Genomic DNA, 19,098 nt, shown 5'->3' with positions numbered 1-19,098 from the left:
CGAACGATCTGGAGCCCTGAGATGGCCACGACATTCGTTCACGGCGGCACCGTCGTATCGCCGACAGGTACCCAACTACTTGACGTGCTGATCGACAAAGAGACCATTGTCGCTGTGCTGCAACCGGGTTCGACACGTTTCGCTGCAGATCTCGCACAGTCAGCCGACACAGTGATCGACGCGACGGGTAAATATGTGCTCCCGGGCGGGGTCGACGGTCATACCCACATGGAGATGCCCTTCGGCGGCACCTTCGCCTCCGACACCTTCGAGACCGGAACGAGAGCGGCTGCGTGGGGTGGGACGACCACCATCGTCGACTTCGCGATTCAGACACCGGGGCAACGGGTTCAGGACACCCTCGCCTCGTGGCACGACAAGGCGGCAGGCCAATGTGCCATCGACTACGGATTCCACCAGATCGTCGGTGACGTGGACACCGACTCGATGAAGGCGATGAGCGAACTCGTCGACGAGGGCGTGACCAGCTTCAAGCTTTTCATGGCGTATCCGGGCGTGTTCTACTCGGACGACGGAAAAATACTGCAGGCCATGCAGACTGCATCCGACACCGGTGCCCTGTTGATGATGCACGCCGAGAACGGCATTGCCATCGATGTCCTGATCGCGCAATCGGTCGCCCGCGGTGATACCTCGCCGTACTTCCATGGCACGTCGCGGCCGTGGCAGCTCGAAGAAGAAGCGACGCATCGCGCGATCATGCTCGCCGATGTCACCGGCGCACCGCTGTACGTCGTACATGTGTCGGCCAAACAGGCCCTCGAACAGATCGCGACCGCACGAGGCAAGGGTCAGAACGTCTTTGCCGAGACCTGTCCGCAATACCTGTACCTCTCGCTGGAGGAGCAGCTCGGTGCACCGGGATTCGAGGGAGCCAAATGGGTGTGCTCGACGCCTCTGCGCTCCCGCGAAGAGGGACATCAGGACGAACTCTGGAAATACCTGCGTACCGGTGATGTCGCCACCGTCAGTACCGACCACTGTCCGTTCTGTATGAAGGATCAGAAAGAGATGGGTATCGGTGATTTCTCCAAGATTCCCAACGGAATCGGCTCGGTCGAGCACCGAATGGACCTGATGTTCCAAGGAGTCAAGACCGGCAAGATCTCGCTGGAGAAGTGGGTCGAGGTGTGCTGCACGACGCCGGCACGGATGTTCGGAATGTACCCGAAGAAGGGGATCGTTTCTCCAGGAGCAGACGGCGATCTGGTGATCTACGATCCCAACGGACACACCAGCATCGGTCTGGAGAAGACGCACCACATGAACATGGACTACTCGGCGTACGAGGGTTTCGAGATCGACGGTCATGTCGACACCGTTCTCTCTCGTGGGCGTGTCATCGTCGATGGCGGCCACTATTACGGCAACGCAGGTCACGGCCAGTTCGTGAAGCGTTCCCTGTCTCAGAATCTTCTGTGAGAGATGGATATCGGAGTCGTGCTGCAATGTACGCCGCCGGCATCGCGGGTCATCGACCTCGCGCGTAGAGCCGAGACACACGGGTTCTCCCACGTCTGGACGTTCGACTCGCACCTGCTGTGGCAGGAGCCGTACGTCATCTACAGCCAGATCCTGGCGGAAACGCGGCGGGTGACGGTCGGGCCGATGGTCACCAATCCCGCGACGCGGGACTGGACGGTGACGGCGTCGACGTTCGCGACGCTCAACGACATGTTCGGCAACCGCACCGTGTGCGGCATCGGGCGCGGGGATTCGGCTGTGCGCACTCTTGGTGGAAAACCGACAACCCTTGCGACCCTGCGTGAATCGATACAGGTGATCCGTGAACTGGCCAACGGGCGCAGTGCACAACTGGGCGAGACGACGGTGCAGTTCCCGTGGGCAAGCAACTCGACGCTCGAAATCTGGGTAGCCGCCTACGGTCCGAAGGCGCTCGATCTCACCGGAGAGGTAGCCGACGGCTACATCCTGCAATTGGCCGATCCTGACATCGCAGCGTGGACCATCGGCCGCGTCCGCGCAGCGGCGGAGGCCGCGGGCAGAGATCCAGCGTCGATCAAGTTCTGCGTCGCAGCGCCCGCATACGTCACCGACGGCAGCGATGCAGCCTTGGAACATGCACGTGACCAGTGTCGCTGGTTCGGCGGAATGGTCGGCAACCACGTCGCCGACATCGTCACGCGGTACGGAGACCACGGCGGCGGAGTGCCGCAAGCTCTCACCGACTACATCGCGACCCGTCAGGGGTACGACTACAACCAGCACGGTCGGGCAGGCAACTCGCACGCGGAGTTCGTGCCGGATGCCATCATCGATAGGTTCTGCATCCTCGGCGGTGCCGCCGAACATATCTCCCGTCTTCGTGAACTCGAAAAACTGGGAGTCGATCAGTTCGCGGTGTACCTGCAGCACGATGCGAAGTCCTCGACTCTCGAAGCCTACGGCGAGGACATCATTCCCCACATCGCGCAGCCGGTGACGGCAACGTCGTGACGATGACCGATTCGCCTCCTATCGATAGTGCTCAGGCGGTCGCCCCGCCGCGTAGCCGGGTCAGCGGAATCCGGCGGCCTGCGATGGCGGTGGCTTCCGTCGTCCTGATCCTGCTCGTGTGGGAACTCGTGAAAGTGATCGTCCCGACCAACGGAGTGTCACTGGGCAGCGTCCGGGTGCTTCCTCGCACCGATGATGGTGCATTGCCGCACGTATGGGCGGTCATCGGTGTGTTGGGCGATCCCGAAGTCAATGTCGCCGGGGCCAGATCGGTCGGTGCAGCGATACTGAGCAGCGGAACCTTCACGTTCGGACTAGCGGTTACCGGCTTCGTTCTCGGCGCGATCGTCGGCCTTCTGTTGGCGATTGCGATGCAAAGATTCGTCTGGGTCGAGCGGGCAATTCTTCCGTACGTCGTCATTTCCCAGACGGTTCCGTTGATCGCGTTGGCGCCGTTGGTGGCGGGCTGGGGAGGCAAGATCGCCGTCGCCGGTTATGCGTGGCAACCCTGGATGAGCATCACCGTCATCGCCTCCTATCTTGCATTCTTTCCGGTCGCAGTCGGCATGCTGCGGGGTCTTCGTTCACCGAAGCCTGCTGCGTTGGAATTGATGCACTGCTATGCAGCAGGATGGTGGTCCACTCTGGTGCGCGTTCGATTCCCGGCGTCGATTCCACATCTGATTCCGTCGCTTCGGCTCGCTGCCGCGGCTTCGGTGGTCGGAGCCGTCGTCGCCGAGATATCGACCGGCACGACCGGGGGCATCGGTCGCCAGATCATCGTCTTCTCCCAGCAGGCGACCGGTAACTCCTCGCGGTTGTATGCCGCAGTGCTCGGTGCCGCAATCCTCGGGATCATCGTGACCGGTCTGGTCGGACTACTCGAATATGCGCTGGGGCGGTACGCCGGCCGCCTCCCGTCGCGACGGAGGACACAGTGACCGACGCCATTTCAGTGATCGGAGTTGGGAAAGTCTTCGACGCCGCGGGTGTTACGGCCCTGACGGATATCGAGTTGACCGTGGCTGCCGGGGAATTCGTCTCCCTCATCGGCCCTTCTGGATGTGGAAAGTCGACTCTGCTGCGGATCCTGGCCGATCTCGAGCAGCCGTCGTCCGGTTCGGTGGCGGTGTTCGGCAAGTCGACACGTCAGGCCCGCCTCGACCAGGACTACGGCATCGCGTTCCAGCAGGCCGGTCTGCTCGATTGGCGAACGGTGCGAGCCAATATCGAGCTTCCCCTCCAGCTGCACAAGGTAAGTAAATCGGAACGGCGTGCTCGGTCCACCGAGTTGCTCGAGCTCGTCGGTCTGACGGATTTCGCCGATCGATTTCCGACGGAGCTGTCCGGCGGCATGCAACAGCGGGTGGCCATTGCCCGTGCACTTGCGCGAACGCCCGCTCTGCTGCTGATGGACGAACCATTCGGTGCTCTCGACGAGATGACGCGTGAACGTATGCAGAACGATCTTCTTCGTATCGTCGAAGAGACCTCAGCGGCAGTAGTTTTCGTCACGCACTCGATTCCGGAGGCGGTCTACCTCTCGGATCGCGTTGTCGTCATGTCCGCGCGGCCAGGTCGCATCGTCGACGTGCTAGAGATGGACAAGACGATTGCCGAGGGCACCGATCGGCGCGAGACGGCTACGTTCTTCCGGTCGGTCACGGCCGTGCGTGAATCGCTACACGGGCGGTTGACCGCGTGAAGACCTGGTTGCCACCGGTGATATTCGGTGTCCTGCTGGTCGCCGTGTGGCAGTTGGTCACCGACATCGGTGGGCTTCCGTCGTTTCTATTGCCCTCGCCAACGTCGATATTCGAGCAGTTCCGTGCGAACCTCGGCAACATCACCACTGCGTCGATGGCAACCGGCAAGAATGCCTTCATCGGACTCGTTGTCGGTTCACTGCTCGGGTTGCTCGCTGCTGCGGTGGCAGTGCGGCTGCGCATCGTCGACGAATTATTGTCGCCGATCGCCGCGGCGGCGGCTGCAATTCCGATCGTTGCGCTTGCCCCGGTGTTCAATTCGATGTTCTCGGCGACGACGGACCTGCCGCGACGGCTGGTGGTGACCATCGTCGTGTTCTTCCCGGTGTTCGTCAGCGCTGCAAAGGGGTTGAGGCAGGTTGCGCCGGTTCACCTCGATCTGATGCAGGCGAGCGCAGCATCCAATGGGCAGATCACCAGGCTCGTCAGATTTCCGACTGCACTGCCTCTCATCTTCACCGGGTTGCGGGTTGCTGCGCCCAATGCTGTCATTGCTGCCATCATCACCGAATACTTCGGCGGCCTCCAGAACGGTCTGGGGTCACGGATCACGTCGGCGGCGTCGAACACCGCGTATCCCCGTGCCTGGGCGTACGTACTCGGCGCGGTCATCGTGGGTTTGTTGTTCTTTCTGCTCGTGCTGTTGCTCGAACGACTCGCTACCCGGCGCCCTGCTCGCAGCGCGCTCACCGCCTGAGGAGACACTCGTGATCCGTTCCATCACCCGCAGAACCAGACCCCTTGCCGCGGCGATCCTCTCCGTTGCACTGCTCGCGACGGCATGTAGTACCACCACGACCGACTCCGCAACGAGCGAAGACGGCACGACGACCGTCAAATTGCAGCTTCAGTGGTTCAAGCAGGGCCAGTTCGCGGGCTATCTGGCCGCCCTCGATCAGGGTTTCTACAAGGATCAGGGGTTGAACGTCGAAATCCTCGACGGTGGAACGGATATCGTGCCGCAAACGGTCCTCGCGCAGGGCCAGGCCGACTATGCAATCGCTTGGGTTCCCAAGGCCCTCGCGTCGAGAGAAGCAGGCGCGGGCATCACCGACGTTGCGCAGATCTTCCAGAAATCGGGCACGCTGCAGGCGTCGTTCAAGGATCAGAACATCACCGGTCCCGCTGACCTGCGCGGCAAGACAGTCGGAAATTGGGGTTACGGAAACGAGTTCGAACTGTTCGCCGGTATGACCGATTCCGGTCTCAATCCATCGAGCGACGTCACGTTGGTTCAGCAGCAGTTCGACATGAACGGACTGCTGTCCGGTGATATCGCAGCGGCACAGGCCATGTCCTACAACGAGTATGCGCAGTTGCTCGAGACGGTGAACCCGGCCACCGGGCGGCTCTACACCGCCGCAGATTTCAACACCATCGATTGGAACACCGACGGTGTGGCGATGCTGCAGGATGCGATCTGGGCCAATACCGACAAACTTTCCGATGATGTGTACAAGGAGCAGACGGTCAAGTTCATCGCGGCCTCGCTGAAGGGTTGGGCATTCTGCCGAGACAATGTGGAGAAGTGCCGCGACATCACCGTCGCTGCGGGATCGACACTCGGGGCCAGTCATCAACTGTGGCAGGTCAACGAGGTCAACAAACTCATCTGGCCGTCACCGGCCGGAATAGGCATGATCGACGAGTCGTCGTGGGGCCGGACTGTCGAGATCGCCAAGTCGACCAAGAACGCCGAGGGATCGACGGTGCTCACCGCGGATCCCGATTCCGAGGCCTACACCAACGAGTACGTCACGCAGGCTTTGGATATGTTGAAGAACGACGGAGTGGACGTCACCGGGGAGTCTTATGCTCCCACCGAGGTGACGTTGGAGGAAGGTGGCAAGTAGATGGATCACGTGTTCTACTCCTGGGCGGCCCAGGCCGAGCTCAATCCCATCACGGTCGAGGGCGGTGAGGGGTCTTGGTTCTGGGACGACAAGGGAAATCGGTATCTCGATTTCTCGTCTCAGCTCGTCAACCTGAATCTAGGACATCAGCACCCGGACCTCGTGGCGGCGATCGTCGAACAGGCACACATCCTGACGACGATCTCGCCGACGGTAGCGAATTCGACACGCAGCAAGCTCGCTGCCATGGTCGCCGAGCGTGCACCGGGAGATCTGAATCGTGTCTTCTTCACCACCGGCGGTGCCGAAGCGATCGAGCATGCAGTCAGGCTTGCCCGTCAGCACACCGGGCGGACCAAGATGCTTGCCGCGTACCGGTCGTATCACGGTGGGACCGGCGTCGCGATCGGTTTGACCGGCGAACCGCGGCGGTGGGGAACCGAGCCGACCAACGTCGACGTCGTCCGTTTCTTCGGGCCGTATCCCTACCGGTCGCCGTGGGGAACGAACACGCCGGAGGAGGAAACGGCGGCGGCTCTCTCGCACCTGCAGCAGGTGATCGAGCTGGAAGGCGCGCAGAACATCGCAGGTCTCATCCTCGAGTCGGTCGTGGGAACCAACGGTGTTCTCGTGCCACCGCCCGGCTACCTCGCCGGAGTTCGCGAGCTGTGTGATCGATACGAGATCGTCTACATTGCCGACGAGGTCATGGTCGGATTCGGCCGTGTCGGCGAATGGTTCGCCTGCCAGGCGTGGGATGTGGAACCGGATCTGATCACCTTCGCGAAGGGAATCAACTCGGGTTACGTACCGCTCGGCGGGGTGGTGATTTCGGAAAAGATCGCGTCGGACTTCGACCACAAGCCTTATCCCGGGGGATTGACGTATTCGGGGCATCCTCTCGCATGTGCAGTCGGAGTTGCCTCCATCGAGGTCTTCGAGCGAGACCAGATTCTCCCGCACGTGCGTGTAGTGGGTGACGACGTGTTGGGCGCAGGGCTCGCCAAATTGTCCGAGTCGCACCCCAGCGTCGGCGAGGTCAGGGGTAAGGGGTTCTTCTGGGCAGTGGAACTGGTGAAAGATCAGTCCACGCGAGAACCGTTGGTGCCCTTCGCCGCGTCGGGCAAGGATGCTGCACCGATGGCAGAGGTTACCGCAGCGGCCAAGTCTCGCGGACTGTGGCCGTTCATGGCGGGCAACCGCATTCAGGTCGCGCCACCGCTCACGACGTCGGAGGACGAGATCCGTCAGGGGCTCGAAATTCTCGACGAGGTGCTCACTGTCGCCGACGAGTGCGCGTCGCGTATGTGAGTGAAAATACGTTCCAGGGGACGTATTTTCACTCACGTACGCCGAAGGCGCCTACAGCACCGCACCGGGGTTGAGGATGCCGTCGGGATCGAGAGCGGTCTTGATGCGCTGAGTCAGTTTCATGACATCCGCACCGACCTGATTCGGTAGCCACGCCTTCTTGAGCCTGCCGACGCCGTGTTCGCCCGTGATGGTGCCGCCCAGCGATATGGCGAGATCCATGATGGCTCCGAAGGCAACGTTGGCACGTCTTTCCATGTCGGCATCTGCCGGGTCGAACACGATGAGCGGGTGAGTGTTTCCGTCGCCTGCGTGTGCAATGACGGCGACCAGCACCTCGTATTTCTCGGAGATTCGCTCGATACCTTCGACGAGGTCGGGGAGCGCGGGTAGCGGGACGCCGACGTCTTCCAGGAGCAGGCTCCCCAGCCTCTCCACGGCGGGAATCGCAAAACGTCGTGCAGCAGCGAAGGCTTCTCCCTCTTCCGGGTCGTCGGTGGTGAACACATCGGATGCGCCCGCGGCCGTACATGCCGTGGCCATGATGTCGATCTCCCGATCTCGATCGGTGCCGGGGGAATCCGATCGCGCAATGAGCATCGCGGATGCGGTGCGATCGAGGCCCATCTTCATGGCGTCCTCGACGGCCCCGATCGACGCACGGTCCATGAATTCCAGCATCGAGGGCCGCAGGGTGCGAGTGATCGCGAGAATCGCAGTGGTGGCGTCGCGAACCGATGCGAACGAGGCGACGACCGTGCTGGCCGGAGGTTGCGCCGGTACGAGTCGCACGGTGATCTCGGTGATGATGCCGAGCGTTCCCTCGCTACCGACAAACAGTTTCGTCAGCGAAAGTCCGGCAACGTCTTTCAGGCGCGGACCGCCGAGACGAACCGCAGTGCCGTCGGCGAGGACGACTTCGAGTCCAAGAACGTAGTCGGTCGTCACGCCGTATTTCACGCAACACAATCCGCCGGCATTGGTTGCTGCGTTCCCGCCGATCGAGCACATTTCGAAGGACGACGGATCCGGTGGGTACCAGAGGCCGTGCTCGGCGGCGGCCTGCTTCACTTCCGCATTCAGCAAACCTGGCTGCGTCACCGCGACGCGGGTGACGGGGTCCACCGTGATCTCGCGCATCAACTCGGTGCTGAGCACGATTCCGCCGTCGACAGCCGTTGCGCCGCCGGACAGTCCGGAGCCAGCTCCGCGTGGAACCACCGAAATGCCATGGGTAGTAGCCCATTTCATGACGGACTGTACGTCGGCAGTGCATGTTGCTCGCACGACGGCCAGTGGAGTGCCCGCGTTCGGATCCTTTGCCCAGTCCCGACGGTAGCCCTCCGTTACATCAGGGTCGGTGAGGACCGCGCCACTCGGTAGCGCGCGTTCCAAGTCTTCCAGGTCTGCCCGGGCTGCCAGGTCGGTCATCGGTATTCTCCATCTCGATCTGCGTTACTCCGCTGACCAAGCCTAGGGGGCGCTGCGCAGACGCGAGTCGTTATTGGTTGCGCTGCAAGGTCAATTCGGCGAGCCGGGTAGCACCTGCACACGGATCGACGTTACCTCCGCGATACTGCACCCACGAGCTGACGGTCCCGGAATACGCAGCCGTGATCCCGCAGGAGTACGGATCGCCCGGTCGACGCGACAGAAAGGCGCTGGTCCCGGCAACGACGACCGGTTCGACCTGGTAGTCGAGTTTTTCGGACAGGGTGCGTTCTCGGCCGAGGCCGTTGTTTTCGAACCAGGCGAAGGTGACGTCGACGATGCCTGCGGGCCCGGTGCCGGTCCACATACAGACGGCGCCGAAGAAGTACTGATTCACTGCCTCTGCTTGGACGGATTCAGCGATCTTGTCGTCTGGTACGGCGACACATTCCTGGAGCAGCTTGTCGAATTCGGTGCTGCCGTTGCCAGGCCCCACGGCAGTCGGAGTGCCGGTCACCGTGGTGCTGCAGCCGCTCATCAGTAGCACCACGGCTGCGGCGACGAATCGAGTCGGTCGTCTCACGAGCTACACCTACTTCGCATTCTCGACGGTTGCGCGGGCGAGATCGGCCACCACGTCGCAGACGTCGTGCGACGGGACTGCGAAAGCGTAGTTGAGCGACCAGTGCAGAAATCCGTCTCCCGACTCGACCCCGGCCTCGCACGACGCATCTGATCCTCTGGCGGTGAACCCTGGATGTCCATCGGCGTCGATGATTCCGATCTCGCGGCCGATCTGGCTCGCGACAGTGCGTTCCCGGTCGATGGGGCTGCCCCGATACCACGTGAACATCGCGTAGGCGCCGGTGTCCACTGCGTCCCACCTGCAGCGAATCGAGTTTCGTGACGTCGAGGCGAGGCCGCGGACACCGGTGATCGACACCAGGTCGCCGTCGGTCATCGAACCGCATTCACCGACGAACAGCTCGTCGGTTGCGGGGTGGGCAGCGGCGGATTCTTCAGGCGATTGCTGATCCCCCGAGCTGGAATCCGAGCAGCCCGTCGCCATGATCGACAGTGTTGTAACGATGGCGAGTATTCCCCTCTTCCACACGAGGGTGGAGCCTACCGATGTGCTGGGATTCGGGTAGGGCGAGTATCGGAGCGATTGTTCACATCTGTCACTTCAGTAACTCTGTTACCCGATCGATGCTGCGGCGCAATGCAATGTTGTAGTTGCGCGGTCTAGCGTCCACGCCAGCGGTTCTACAGGTTCGGCGCTCGCGCCGACCCGACAGGAGGTCCGAAGATGATGGATCCAGAGCAGAAGTCGTGGAATTTCGTCGCCGCGATGTTCTCGTACGAATTTCACGGCAGCGGAGTCGATTACGACACCATCGAAACTGTCCACCGTGGTGACGTGGGTGAGTGGGTCACCGCCCTCGCACAGTCAGGTCTGTTCGACCAAGCGACGATCACCGACGCCGAGACCACCTGGAGGCTGCGGCCCCGCTTGCTGTTGGACATGCTTCTGCTCGACGCAGACGAAGTGACGCGCAGGCGGTGCACCATGGCGTGGGCGTCACTGGATCGTCTGGCGCCGATCGCACAGCTCGGTTAGAGACGTTCCGCGCGTACGCCGTCGACGACGAAGACCTGCTCGTCCGTCAGTGTCAGATAGGGAACGCGCTCGCGTTCGAACCGGTCGACCATCGACGTGCCTGCATCGGTGTCGTCGAGAACCGACCCGAAGTGTGGAACGAATGCCAGATCCACGAGGCCCAGGCCGTCCCAGACGAGATCGTGTTCGGTGACGTCCGACGGGTCGTCGGCTGCTTCGACGCCTCGAAGCGAGGGTGACGCGATGCACGCCCCCGCGCTGTATCCGGCGTAGACCAGGCTGCCGTCGCGAACCCGAGACACGAGTGCCTCGTCCGCCTTGCCGAAGCGGAGCTGCGATCTGAGTACGAAAGTGTTTCCGCCGCGAATCCAGACGGTGGAAACGGCGTCCAATCGCGTTGCCAGCGCGTCCGGTCGGCCGTCGTACTGCCGAAGATCCAGTTCTTCTGGTTCGTAACCGAGTTCGCGTAACCCGCGCATCTCGCTGAGCACTGCAGATTCACGGGCAGCGGCAGGCCAGCAGTCTGCGGCGTTGGCGATCACCGCGACGCGTCCTGGACCTCCGGTCAGCGTCGTGAACTCCGGGGCGTGGGCGCCGAACCGATAGGACGCCAGGAACAGCTTCACTGTTCTTCTGTCCTCGAGCGCTCTAGGCCGACGCGAATTGCTGCAGCGGTCTCCTGGGGATCGCGAGACCTCCGGGTCACGAAACCGGCAGCCAATCGAAGTTTGTCACCGGTCCACCTCGGCACGACGTGCAAGTGGGTGTGAAAGACCGTCTGGAAAGCAGCCCTCCCGTCGTTGACGATCAGATGTGCACCGTCGGCTTTCAGGTCGGATCTACGCAGTGCTCGCGAGATTCGTTGACCGGCCTCGAAGACCGCGCCACCGAGAGCAGGCTCCATTGCGTCCAGATCGGCTGAGTGCGTTTTGGGGATCACCAGAACGTGTCCGCGGGCGATCGGTCGAATATCCAGGAATGCCAGGACCTCGTCGGTGTCGAGAACCGTTGTCGACGGCGCAGTGCCGGCGACGATGGCGCAGAATACGCAGCTGTTCACCTCGAACACTGTAAAGGCACAGCGAGCTACTCGCGCGCTATGAGGTCGATCACAGCAGATGGTGCGCGTGCACGTCAGCGAGCCTTCGGATTCGATTCAGACGCGCAAGCCTTGTGGCGTGGGTTACCTAAGGTCTGCCCGCTCTGGCTATCATCAGGGACCTTGTGCCTTGTCGCATGAATTCGCCTATTCGTCGCTCGGCTGATGCCGCTCGTCGATCCGTAGGCGCCGTTCAACTCAGGAAGTCGGAGATTTGGAAACATCGCAGAGCACCGAGAACGGGACGAACAGCGGAGGAACAACAACCGTCGGCGTCGTCCGTGAGTCCGGGGAGGGCGAGCGCCGTGTTGCGTTGGTTCCCAAAGTCGCGTCCGCGTTGATCGGCAAAGGCGTACGTGTTGTCGTCGAGGCGGGGGCAGGCTTGTCTGCTCTCATCCCGGACGAAATGTATGTCGAGGCGGGTGCCGAGATCGGTGATGCGTGGTCTGCCGATGTCGTGGTGAAGGTTGCCCCGCCGACGGACGCCGAGATCGCGAAGCTCGCACAGGGTACGACGTTGATCGGATTCTTGGCGCCACGCAATGCCGAGAACAAGATCGATGCGCTCGCAGCAGCGGGAGTGCAGGCTTTCGCTGTCGAGGCTATTCCCCGTATCTCGCGTGCGCAGGTGATGGATGCGTTGTCTTCGCAGGCAAACGTTGCAGGGTACAAAGCTGTGATCGTCGCTGCGTCGGAGTCGACTCGATTCTTTCCGATGCTGACCACCGCCGCCGGAACGGTCAAGCCTGCGACGGTGTTGGTCCTCGGTGTCGGTGTTGCGGGTCTGCAGGCGTTGGCGACGGCGAAGCGTCTCGGTGGTCGCCCGACCGGGTACGACGTGCGCCCGGAGGTTGCCGATCAGGTCCGCTCCGTGGGTGCGCAGTGGCTCGATCTCGGCATCGATGCTGCCGGTGAAGGCGGTTACGCACGCGAGTTGACCGAGGACGAGCGCGGCCAGCAGCAGCAGGCGCTGGAGGAAGCCATCAAGGGCTTCGACGTAGTGATCACCACGGCTCTGGTGCCGGGTCGTCCCGCACCTCGTCTGGTGACGGCCGCGGCAGTGGAAGGTATGAAGCCCGGCAGTGTCGTGGTCGATCTTGCCGGTGAGACCGGCGGCAACTGCGAGTTGACCGAGCCGGGGCAGACTGTCGTCAAGCACGACGTCACTATCTGCTCGCCGCTGAATCTGCCTGCCACGATGCCTGAGCACGCCAGCGAGTTGTATTCGAAGAACGTTTCCGCGCTGCTCGAACTGATGCTCGACGAGAACGGCGTCCTTGCGCCGGACTTCTCGGACGAGGTCCTCGAAAAGTCCTGCGTGACCCGCAGTGTTGGATCTACTGAAGGGTTGGACGCCTGATGTACACCCCGCTTCTCGCGAACATCGCGATCCTCGTGCTGGCCGGTTTCGTCGGCTTCGCGGTGATCTCGAAGGTTCCCAATACGTTGCACACGCCGTTGATGTCGGGCACCAATGCCATTCACGGCATCGTGGTGCTCGGCGCCCTGATCGTGCTCGGACGCCTACCCGAGGATGCGTCGTGGGGCGTGCGGATCATCGCGTTCGTCGCGCTGATCTTCGGCACGCTCAACGTCGTCGGCGGTTTCCTGGTGACCGACCGCATGCTCGGAATGTTCAAATCGAAGCCTGCACCCGCCAAGGCAGTCGCGAAGGGTGCTGATTCCTGATGAACAATCTCGTCAACATTCTGTACATTGTCGCGTTCGGCATGTTCATCTACGGTCTGATGGGTCTGACCGGACCGAAGACCGCAGTGCGTGGCAACTGGATCGCCGCGATCGGTATGGGTATCGCTGTCGTCGCGACCCTGATCGAGGTTCGCGACACCGCCGCGATCAACTGGATTCTCATCGCCGCCGGCCTCGCGATCGGTGTGCTGCTCGGTGTCCCGCCTGCCAAGCGCACCAAGATGACGGCGATGCCGCAGCTGGTGGCACTGTTCAACGGTGTCGGTGGCGGCACGGTCGCGTTGATCGCGTGGTCCGAGTTCATCGAGACCGACGGATTCTCCGCGTTCAAGCACGGTGAAGAGCCGACGGTTCACATCGTGATCGGGTCGCTCTTCGCGGCCATCATCGGTTCGGTCTCGTTCTGGGGTTCGCTGGTGGCGTTCCTGAAATTGCAGGAACTACTCAACAAGAACGTCGAGAAGGCGTTCGTGAAGAACGCACGAATCTTCCAGCTCACCAACATCGTGTTGCTTCTGCTGGCTGTGGCGGTGTCGATCTACATCGGCGTCAAGGCCACTCCGGGCGAAGGTACCTCGGTGTGGTGGATCGTTCTGGTTCTGATCGCGGCAGCGTTGATGGGTCTGTTCGTGGTGTTCCCGATCGGCGGCGCCGACATGCCGGTCGTTATCTCGCTGCTCAACGCGTTGACCGGTCTGTCCGCGGCGGCTGCGGGTCTGGCACTGAACAACACGGCGATGATCGTGGCAGGCATGATCGTCGGTGCGTCGGGCACGATCCTGACCAATCTGATGGCGACCGCGATGAACCGGTCCATCCCGGCGATCGTGTTCGGTTCGTTCGGGGGCGGCGGGTCCGATGCGGGACCGGGGGCCGATGCATCGGGCGGCACGGTCAAGGCGACGTCGGCGGCGGATGCTGCGATTCAGATGGCGTACGCATCGCAGGTGATCGTGGTGCCCGGGTACGGTCTCGCGGTGGCGCAGGCCCAGCATGCGGTCAAGGACATGGCGTCGATCCTCGAAAGCAAGGGTGTCGAGGTCAAGTACGCAATCCACCCTGTCGCGGGGCGTATGCCCGGTCACATGAATGTGCTGCTGGCCGAGGCCGATGTCGATTACGACGCGATGAAGGAAATGGACGATATCAACGGTGAGTTCTCGCGCACCGATGTCACCATCGTGATCGGTGCCAACGATGTCACCAACCCGGCGGCGCGCAATGATCCCTCCAGCCCGATTCACGGTATGCCGATTCTCAACGTCGACGAGTCACGTTCGGCGATCGTGCTCAAGCGGTCGATGAGTTCCGGTTACGCCGGCATCGACAACCCGTTGTTCACCGCGGACCGCACCTCGATGCTGTTCGGGGATGCGAAGAAGTCGGTCAACTCGATCATCGAGGAACTCAAAGCCCTCTGACCTTGTCTCGCCGTGCTGTGCGCGCGTAGTCGATCCGACTACGCGCGCACAGTCGTTTCAGCCCAACCGGTTCCTGAGTGCCATCGCTGCGGTGTCGAGCGGATTCATGGCCTCGCGCTCGGCGGCGACGGGGGAGTACAGCATCACGGCCGACGATGCGGCCCACCAGGCAGCGACGATGAGCGCAGTCGTGAGGATGCCGACGATGGTCGCCGCTCCGCCGAGAACCGCACCGGCGGAGATCGTCATGGCGGCCACGGCTCCGAGGCCCCACACCATCGGCAGAAATGCCCGCGACGCGACCAGGGTCGCTGCGCAGATCAGGGCAACACACGCTGCGACGTTGCCATTGGGCAGCGCCGACTCGGGAACCAGTCCATTGGCCCACGTTCGCACGGCTGCCGTCGTCAGCGAGGCACCGACGACGAGCGTGATGACTGCTCCGATGCCGTACGGAAGCTTACGAACCAGCGCGACGACGGTCAGGCCTGCCACTGCAAGGGGAACCGGTGTGATGCCGAACGCTTTCAGCGCTGTTTTCGACGGGTCGGTCAGGCTGGGCACGATCCCACGCGAATACGGATACGTGATGCCGAGTATCGGCAGTACCGCAAGTACGACGATCAGAGCGACTATCGCGCCCGCCGCTGCTGCCAGCCGGACCGCTGTTGCTCGTCGTCTGAGCACTGCATCCGTCTGGTCATCGAATTCTTCGAGCTCGATCAATTCCATGCTGTCTGTGTCGGAACTCAAGTCCGTACACCCCCTTCATGTATGCCGTCTTCGCCTACGAGGATGCATCACGACGCTGAGCCTGCGATGTGAAAGAGCTGTCAACGTTGTGCGGACCGGCACACCTCGTGCGTCGAACGCGATCGGACTGTGCCGGCAGCCAGGGCGGCAATCACGGTGAGGGTCAGTGGGACCGCCATCGCCACGGTGAGCGATACGAAGTGCGACATCCACCCGATGATCGCCGGTCCTGCCAGCAGGCCCACATATCCCATGCCGACTACACGAGACATATTGGTGGCCGCGGCGCTTGTACCGAGGTTGCCCGCGCTGGTGAAGATCTGAGGGACGCTGCCGGACAGCCCGAGACCGAACGCCGCCCACCCGGCGAGGGTCAGCGGTAACCAGTCCGAGACGAGAACGAGCACCATTCCCGCTGCCGCGATCAGGTTCCCGTATCGGACCACGGCAACCGGGCCGAACCGCCCGCTGATGCGGTCGGCGCAAAAACGGCCGACCGTCATCATGGTGGCGAAAAACCCGAACGCCAGCGCAGCGGTGCCGTCGGATGTTCCAAGGTGCTCCTTGACTTGGAGGGTGCTCCAATCGTTTGCGACCCCCTCGGACAGCAGTAGTGCAAATGCCAATGCGCCGAGTGCGAGTACCCGCGGCGAGAAATGACCGTGGGCTGCTGATTCCTCGCCGTCGGCCTGCTCCTGCGAACCGGACAGCAGGAACCGGCTGCAGAGAGCGATGACTGACGCACCGAGGACCGCGGCACTGCCCATGGCCACCGTGATGGGTACGTCCGCCGATAGAGTGATCGCGCCGATGAGGGATCCGAGCACCCCGCCGATCGAGAACAAGGCATGAAACGTGGACATGATGGGCCGGGGATAAAGCCGCTCGACATCGACCGCCTGCGAGTTCATGGAGACATCGAGGGCACCGTTGAACATTCCGAAAAAGAACAGCGATACGCCGAGGGCGATGACGTGATTCGACAGCGCAGGGCCGATGAGCGCGCTCGCGAGAAGAATGCCCGCGATGGTAACGAGTCGATTACTTCCGAACCGATCGGATAGAGGTCCCGACGTCTGCATGCCCACAATTGCGCCTGCAGCGAGGATCAGCAGAAGCGAACCGAGGGTCGAGTGGGAAATGTCGGTCCGACGTTCGATGGTTGGAATGTGGACGACCCAGATAGCGAAAAGAAAGCCGTTCGCAGCGAAGACCCCGCAAACTGCCGCTCGCGCCCGACGCGCACGCACCTGAATCTGCGCTGACTTGTCGACCACGACTCGCACGGTACCTGGTCATTCCGGCATTTCGCCGCGTCGCGCGGTGTGTAGGTCCGAAGTTGCTAAGAATTCGTAACCGGATGTTCGCTGGATGGGCAAGCAAGTGTGACGCTTATCACATCATTCGGTTTGGTCTGGCGACACTCGACTGACAGAGCGTAGTTTCAATCCATCGGGCAAGAGCTCAATTCGTTACATCTCGAGTGGTAACGATATGAAAACGGTGCCGAGTAGGTCCAGAACAGCAGGCCAAGATGCGCCGCACAGCGAAGCCGATCGAAGGAGACACTTATGACTCTCGCAGATTCCCGTCCAGTTGTTGCGGCATCGTCGGCCGTATTTGATACGGCTTCGGCATCGACCGACGCGGCTTCACTCTCGGTGAGCCAGTTGGAGATGATGCGCTCGTTCTTCTGCTACGAATTCGAAGTTGCACAACTCGACCGTGAGTCGATTCCCGTGCCAACGTCGGAGGCCGTCGCCGAATGGATCGAAGCGCTCGCGATGAGCGGGCTCTTCGTCACGAGCGAACTGCGCACCATGACCGATGCCTGGCTCAGCGAGCCCGAAGCGCTCATTTCGCTGCTCGTAGGCGACATCGACGAAGTTGCAGCTCGTCGAGAGGTCACCGGAGCCGTAGCCGAGATCGACGTCAAGTCCTCGTTCCTGCGGGCCAGCTGAACACAACCTCGAATACCGTCTTTACGTCGCGGCATCGGAACCACTCTCGGGTCCGGTACCGCGACGTTTTTCGTGTGTGGTGTGTGCGGCGTGTTTGTTGTGCACCGAACCGACCCGAACAGGTATGCGAACATGCGAGAGTGACTGACGGTTACCGACTCGCTACATACGTGTGGAAGGACATCGATGACATCGAGCCTGGACTTCACTGCCGTCTCCGAGTGGATCGCGGGGCTTGGAATCGGAGCAGTGTCGCCCCTGACATTCGAGCGCGTGGGGAACGGTCAGTCCAACTTGACGTACGCGGTTCAGGACGCCGGAGGATCCCGTTGGGTGCTGCGCAGACCCCCGCTCGGCCATCTGCTCGCATCGGCCCACGATGTACTGCGGGAGTACCGGATACTGACGGCTCTGCAGAACACGGGGGTGCCGGTTCCGAGGATGATTGCCGCGACCGACGATGTGACGGTATCCGATGTCCCCGTAGTGCTGATGAGCCACGTGGATGGCGTTGTCGTGGACTCCGTGGTCAAGGCAGAAGATATGACCGAGCCGCTTCGCAGCGCCGTCGGCGACGCGATGACGAGTGCATTGGCCGGAATCCATCGCGTCGATCTGGAGAGCGTCGGGCTGCTCGATCTTGCGAGTCATTCACCGTACGCCGCTCGTCAGTTGAAGCGATGGAGGACGCAGTGGCAGAAGTCGCAGGCACGCGAGGTGCCTGCGATCGACGCCCTCGCCGATCGGCTGGCTGCCAACGTTCCGGAACAGACAGAACTTGCCCTCGTGCACGGCGATTTTCATCTCAACAACGTAATTACCTCCGAGGCCAACGGATCCATTGTCGCAGTCATCGATTGGGAGCTGTGCACGCTTGGCGATCCGCTGGCGGATCTGGGAGGTCTACTCGCTTATTGGCCGGAGGCAAGCGACGCGGTCGCGGGCCCGTTCATGGCGTCCACTTTGCCGGGCTTCCCCACACGCGCCGAATTGACGGCGGCCTACGCAGCGAAGACCGGGCGCGATGTGTCGGCCGCAGGTTTTTGGCAGGTGCTGGCGCTGTGGAAGCTGTCGATCATCGCCGAAGGTGTCATGCGCCGAGCCGAATCCGACGCCCGTAACCGCGCCGGCGCAGGAAGCCCGACCACGACGTTGATCGACGACATCGTCGCCAGGGCAACGTCCACGGCGGACGACATCGGAATCTAACCAGGAATGACGAGAGTTCTTGCCGCAGCCTCTATCTCGGCAGGAATGGGTACCGGGCGACGGGTTGTGGAGTCGACGTACACGTGAACGAAGCGGCCGGTGGCAGCGAGCTGTAGTTCGTCGCCACCGGACTCGCGGAACAATGCGAGTGAGTACACGATGCTTTTGGTGCCGAGTTTCTCCACCGACAACCCGACCTGCAGCGAATCCGGGAACGACAGTTCTCGGTGGTACGTGCACGATGTTTCGGCGACGACACCGATCGCGGGAAGTGTGCGGATGTCGACACCGGTGGTGTGCATCAGCCATCCGTTCACGGCAGTGTCGAAGTACGAGTAGTAGGTGACATTGTTGACGTGGCCATAGTGGTCGTTGTCGTCCCATCGAGTTGCCACGGGCCACAGGGCGGGATATTCGGCGGCAGTGTTGGTGGCGGCGCGTTGACCGGAAGAGGCTGTCATGGCCGCCCAGCCTATCGGCTTTGC

General features: G+C 62.1%; 21 protein-coding genes. 13 read left to right on the top strand and 8 right to left on the bottom strand.

From position 1 onward, the window contains the following. Nucleotides 1-21: 21 nt before the first annotated feature. Genes hydA through QMK17_RS20760 form a run of 7 tightly spaced genes read left to right on the top strand, consistent with a single transcriptional unit; the run spans nt 22 to nt 7,408 of the window. Complete coding sequence (gene hydA, locus QMK17_RS20790) at nt 22-1,443, top strand: dihydropyrimidinase (RefSeq protein ID WP_283511193.1); 1,422 nt, start codon at nt 22-24, stop codon at nt 1,441-1,443. 3 nt (nt 1,444-1,446) lie between these two features. Next, a complete protein-coding gene (locus QMK17_RS20785) occupies nt 1,447-2,478 on the top strand; it encodes a TIGR03842 family LLM class F420-dependent oxidoreductase (RefSeq protein WP_283511192.1) in 1,032 nt (343 codons plus the stop codon). A 2-nt stretch (nt 2,479-2,480) separates the two neighbouring features. Further along, nucleotides 2,481-3,419, top strand: a complete 939-nt coding sequence (locus QMK17_RS20780) for an ABC transporter permease (protein WP_283511190.1) — start codon at nt 2,481-2,483, stop codon at nt 3,417-3,419. After that, nucleotides 3,416-4,183 carry an ABC transporter ATP-binding protein gene (locus QMK17_RS20775; protein ID WP_283511189.1) on the top strand — a complete coding sequence of 256 codons (768 nt, stop codon included), beginning with the start codon at nt 3,416-3,418 and terminating at the stop codon, nt 4,181-4,183. The genes QMK17_RS20780 and QMK17_RS20775 overlap by 4 nt, the downstream gene beginning before the upstream one ends. Next, on the top strand, nt 4,180-4,941 hold the full coding sequence (locus QMK17_RS20770; RefSeq protein WP_283511188.1) for an ABC transporter permease: 762 nt from the start codon (nt 4,180-4,182) through the stop codon (nt 4,939-4,941). The genes QMK17_RS20775 and QMK17_RS20770 overlap by 4 nt, the downstream gene beginning before the upstream one ends. 10 nt (nt 4,942-4,951) lie before the next feature. Next, the gene (locus QMK17_RS20765) at nt 4,952-6,097 is read left to right on the top strand and encodes an ABC transporter substrate-binding protein (protein ID WP_283511187.1); all 1,146 of its coding nucleotides are present in this window, start codon (nt 4,952-4,954) and stop codon (nt 6,095-6,097) included. After that, complete coding sequence (locus QMK17_RS20760) at nt 6,098-7,408, top strand: aspartate aminotransferase family protein (RefSeq protein WP_283511186.1); 1,311 nt, start codon at nt 6,098-6,100, stop codon at nt 7,406-7,408. It abuts the gene before it with no gap. A 51-nt stretch (nt 7,409-7,459) separates the two neighbouring features. On the opposite strand, the gene QMK17_RS20755 is transcribed toward QMK17_RS20760, so the two are convergent. The 3 genes from QMK17_RS20755 to QMK17_RS20745 all read right to left on the bottom strand — a co-directional run bounded on the left by QMK17_RS20755 (nt 7,460) and on the right by QMK17_RS20745 (nt 9,953). Then, on the bottom strand, nt 7,460-8,839 hold the full coding sequence (locus tag QMK17_RS20755; RefSeq protein ID WP_283511185.1) for an FAD-binding oxidoreductase: 1,380 nt from the start codon (nt 8,837-8,839) through the stop codon (nt 7,460-7,462). 70 nt (nt 8,840-8,909) lie between these two features. Then, nucleotides 8,910-9,377, bottom strand: coding sequence for a DUF3558 domain-containing protein (locus QMK17_RS20750; protein ID WP_283511213.1), 468 nt, complete (start codon nt 9,375-9,377; stop codon nt 8,910-8,912). Between the two features lie 54 nt (nt 9,378-9,431). Beyond that, nucleotides 9,432-9,953, bottom strand: a complete 522-nt coding sequence (locus QMK17_RS20745; RefSeq protein ID WP_283511184.1) for a DUF3558 domain-containing protein — start codon at nt 9,951-9,953, stop codon at nt 9,432-9,434. A gap of 195 nt (nt 9,954-10,148) precedes the next feature. Here QMK17_RS20745 and QMK17_RS20740 point away from each other — a divergent pair, with 195 nt between their 5' ends. Continuing rightward, nucleotides 10,149-10,460 (top strand): hypothetical protein, encoded by a 312-nt coding sequence (locus QMK17_RS20740; protein WP_283511183.1) that lies wholly within the window; start codon nt 10,149-10,151, stop codon nt 10,458-10,460. Here the strand turns inward: QMK17_RS20740 and QMK17_RS20735 are convergent. Together QMK17_RS20735 and QMK17_RS20730 are read right to left on the bottom strand one after the other, a co-directional pair. After that, on the bottom strand, nt 10,457-11,086 hold the full coding sequence (locus QMK17_RS20735; RefSeq protein ID WP_283511182.1) for a Type 1 glutamine amidotransferase-like domain-containing protein: 630 nt from the start codon (nt 11,084-11,086) through the stop codon (nt 10,457-10,459). The genes QMK17_RS20740 and QMK17_RS20735 overlap by 4 nt on opposite strands. After that, nucleotides 11,083-11,520 (bottom strand): HIT family protein, encoded by a 438-nt coding sequence (locus QMK17_RS20730; RefSeq protein ID WP_283511181.1) that lies wholly within the window; start codon nt 11,518-11,520, stop codon nt 11,083-11,085. Before QMK17_RS20730 ends, QMK17_RS20735 begins: the two co-directional genes overlap by 4 nt. Nucleotides 11,521-11,773: 253 nt before the next feature. Here QMK17_RS20730 and QMK17_RS20725 point away from each other — a divergent pair, with 253 nt between their 5' ends. The 3 genes from QMK17_RS20725 to QMK17_RS20715 are packed head-to-tail and all read left to right on the top strand — an operon-like array spanning nt 11,774 to nt 14,690. Further along, nucleotides 11,774-12,919: a Re/Si-specific NAD(P)(+) transhydrogenase subunit alpha gene (locus QMK17_RS20725; protein ID WP_283511180.1), complete on the top strand. Its 1,146-nt coding sequence runs from the start codon at nt 11,774-11,776 to the stop codon at nt 12,917-12,919. Next, nucleotides 12,919-13,248: an NAD(P) transhydrogenase subunit alpha gene (locus QMK17_RS20720; protein WP_283511179.1), complete on the top strand. Its 330-nt coding sequence runs from the start codon at nt 12,919-12,921 to the stop codon at nt 13,246-13,248. Before QMK17_RS20725 ends, QMK17_RS20720 begins: the two co-directional genes overlap by 1 nt. After that, entirely contained in the window at nt 13,248-14,690 is a 1,443-nt protein-coding gene (locus QMK17_RS20715) for an NAD(P)(+) transhydrogenase (Re/Si-specific) subunit beta (RefSeq protein WP_283511178.1), read from the top strand. The genes QMK17_RS20720 and QMK17_RS20715 overlap by 1 nt, the downstream gene beginning before the upstream one ends. 57 nt (nt 14,691-14,747) lie before the next feature. Here QMK17_RS20715 and QMK17_RS20710 read toward each other — a convergent pair whose 3' ends face one another. Both QMK17_RS20710 and QMK17_RS20705 read right to left on the bottom strand, forming a co-directional pair. Beyond that, nucleotides 14,748-15,443 carry a hypothetical protein gene (locus QMK17_RS20710; RefSeq protein ID WP_283511177.1) on the bottom strand — a complete coding sequence of 232 codons (696 nt, stop codon included), beginning with the start codon at nt 15,441-15,443 and terminating at the stop codon, nt 14,748-14,750. 80 nt (nt 15,444-15,523) lie between these two features. Then, on the bottom strand, nt 15,524-16,729 hold the full coding sequence (locus tag QMK17_RS20705) for an MFS transporter (RefSeq protein WP_283511176.1): 1,206 nt from the start codon (nt 16,727-16,729) through the stop codon (nt 15,524-15,526). Between the two features lie 285 nt (nt 16,730-17,014). Here QMK17_RS20705 and QMK17_RS20700 point away from each other — a divergent pair, with 285 nt between their 5' ends. Continuing rightward, nucleotides 17,015-17,404: a hypothetical protein gene (locus QMK17_RS20700; RefSeq protein ID WP_283511175.1), complete on the top strand. Its 390-nt coding sequence runs from the start codon at nt 17,015-17,017 to the stop codon at nt 17,402-17,404. A gap of 186 nt (nt 17,405-17,590) precedes the next feature. Continuing rightward, the gene (locus QMK17_RS20695) at nt 17,591-18,613 is read left to right on the top strand and encodes a phosphotransferase family protein (protein ID WP_283511174.1); all 1,023 of its coding nucleotides are present in this window, start codon (nt 17,591-17,593) and stop codon (nt 18,611-18,613) included. On the opposite strand, the gene QMK17_RS20690 is transcribed toward QMK17_RS20695, so the two are convergent. Further along, the gene (locus QMK17_RS20690; RefSeq protein WP_283511173.1) at nt 18,610-19,074 is read right to left on the bottom strand and encodes an acyl-CoA thioesterase; all 465 of its coding nucleotides are present in this window, start codon (nt 19,072-19,074) and stop codon (nt 18,610-18,612) included. The genes QMK17_RS20695 and QMK17_RS20690 overlap by 4 nt on opposite strands. Between the last annotated feature and the right edge of the window lie 24 nt (nt 19,075-19,098).

This window comes from Rhodococcus sp. G-MC3 (assembly GCF_030063335.1).
In the GTDB taxonomy this organism is placed as follows: Bacteria; Actinomycetota; Actinomycetes; order Mycobacteriales; family Mycobacteriaceae; genus Rhodococcoides.
Note: the sequence above shows the minus strand (reverse complement) of the source record. Positions and strands in the feature narration are given on the sequence as shown.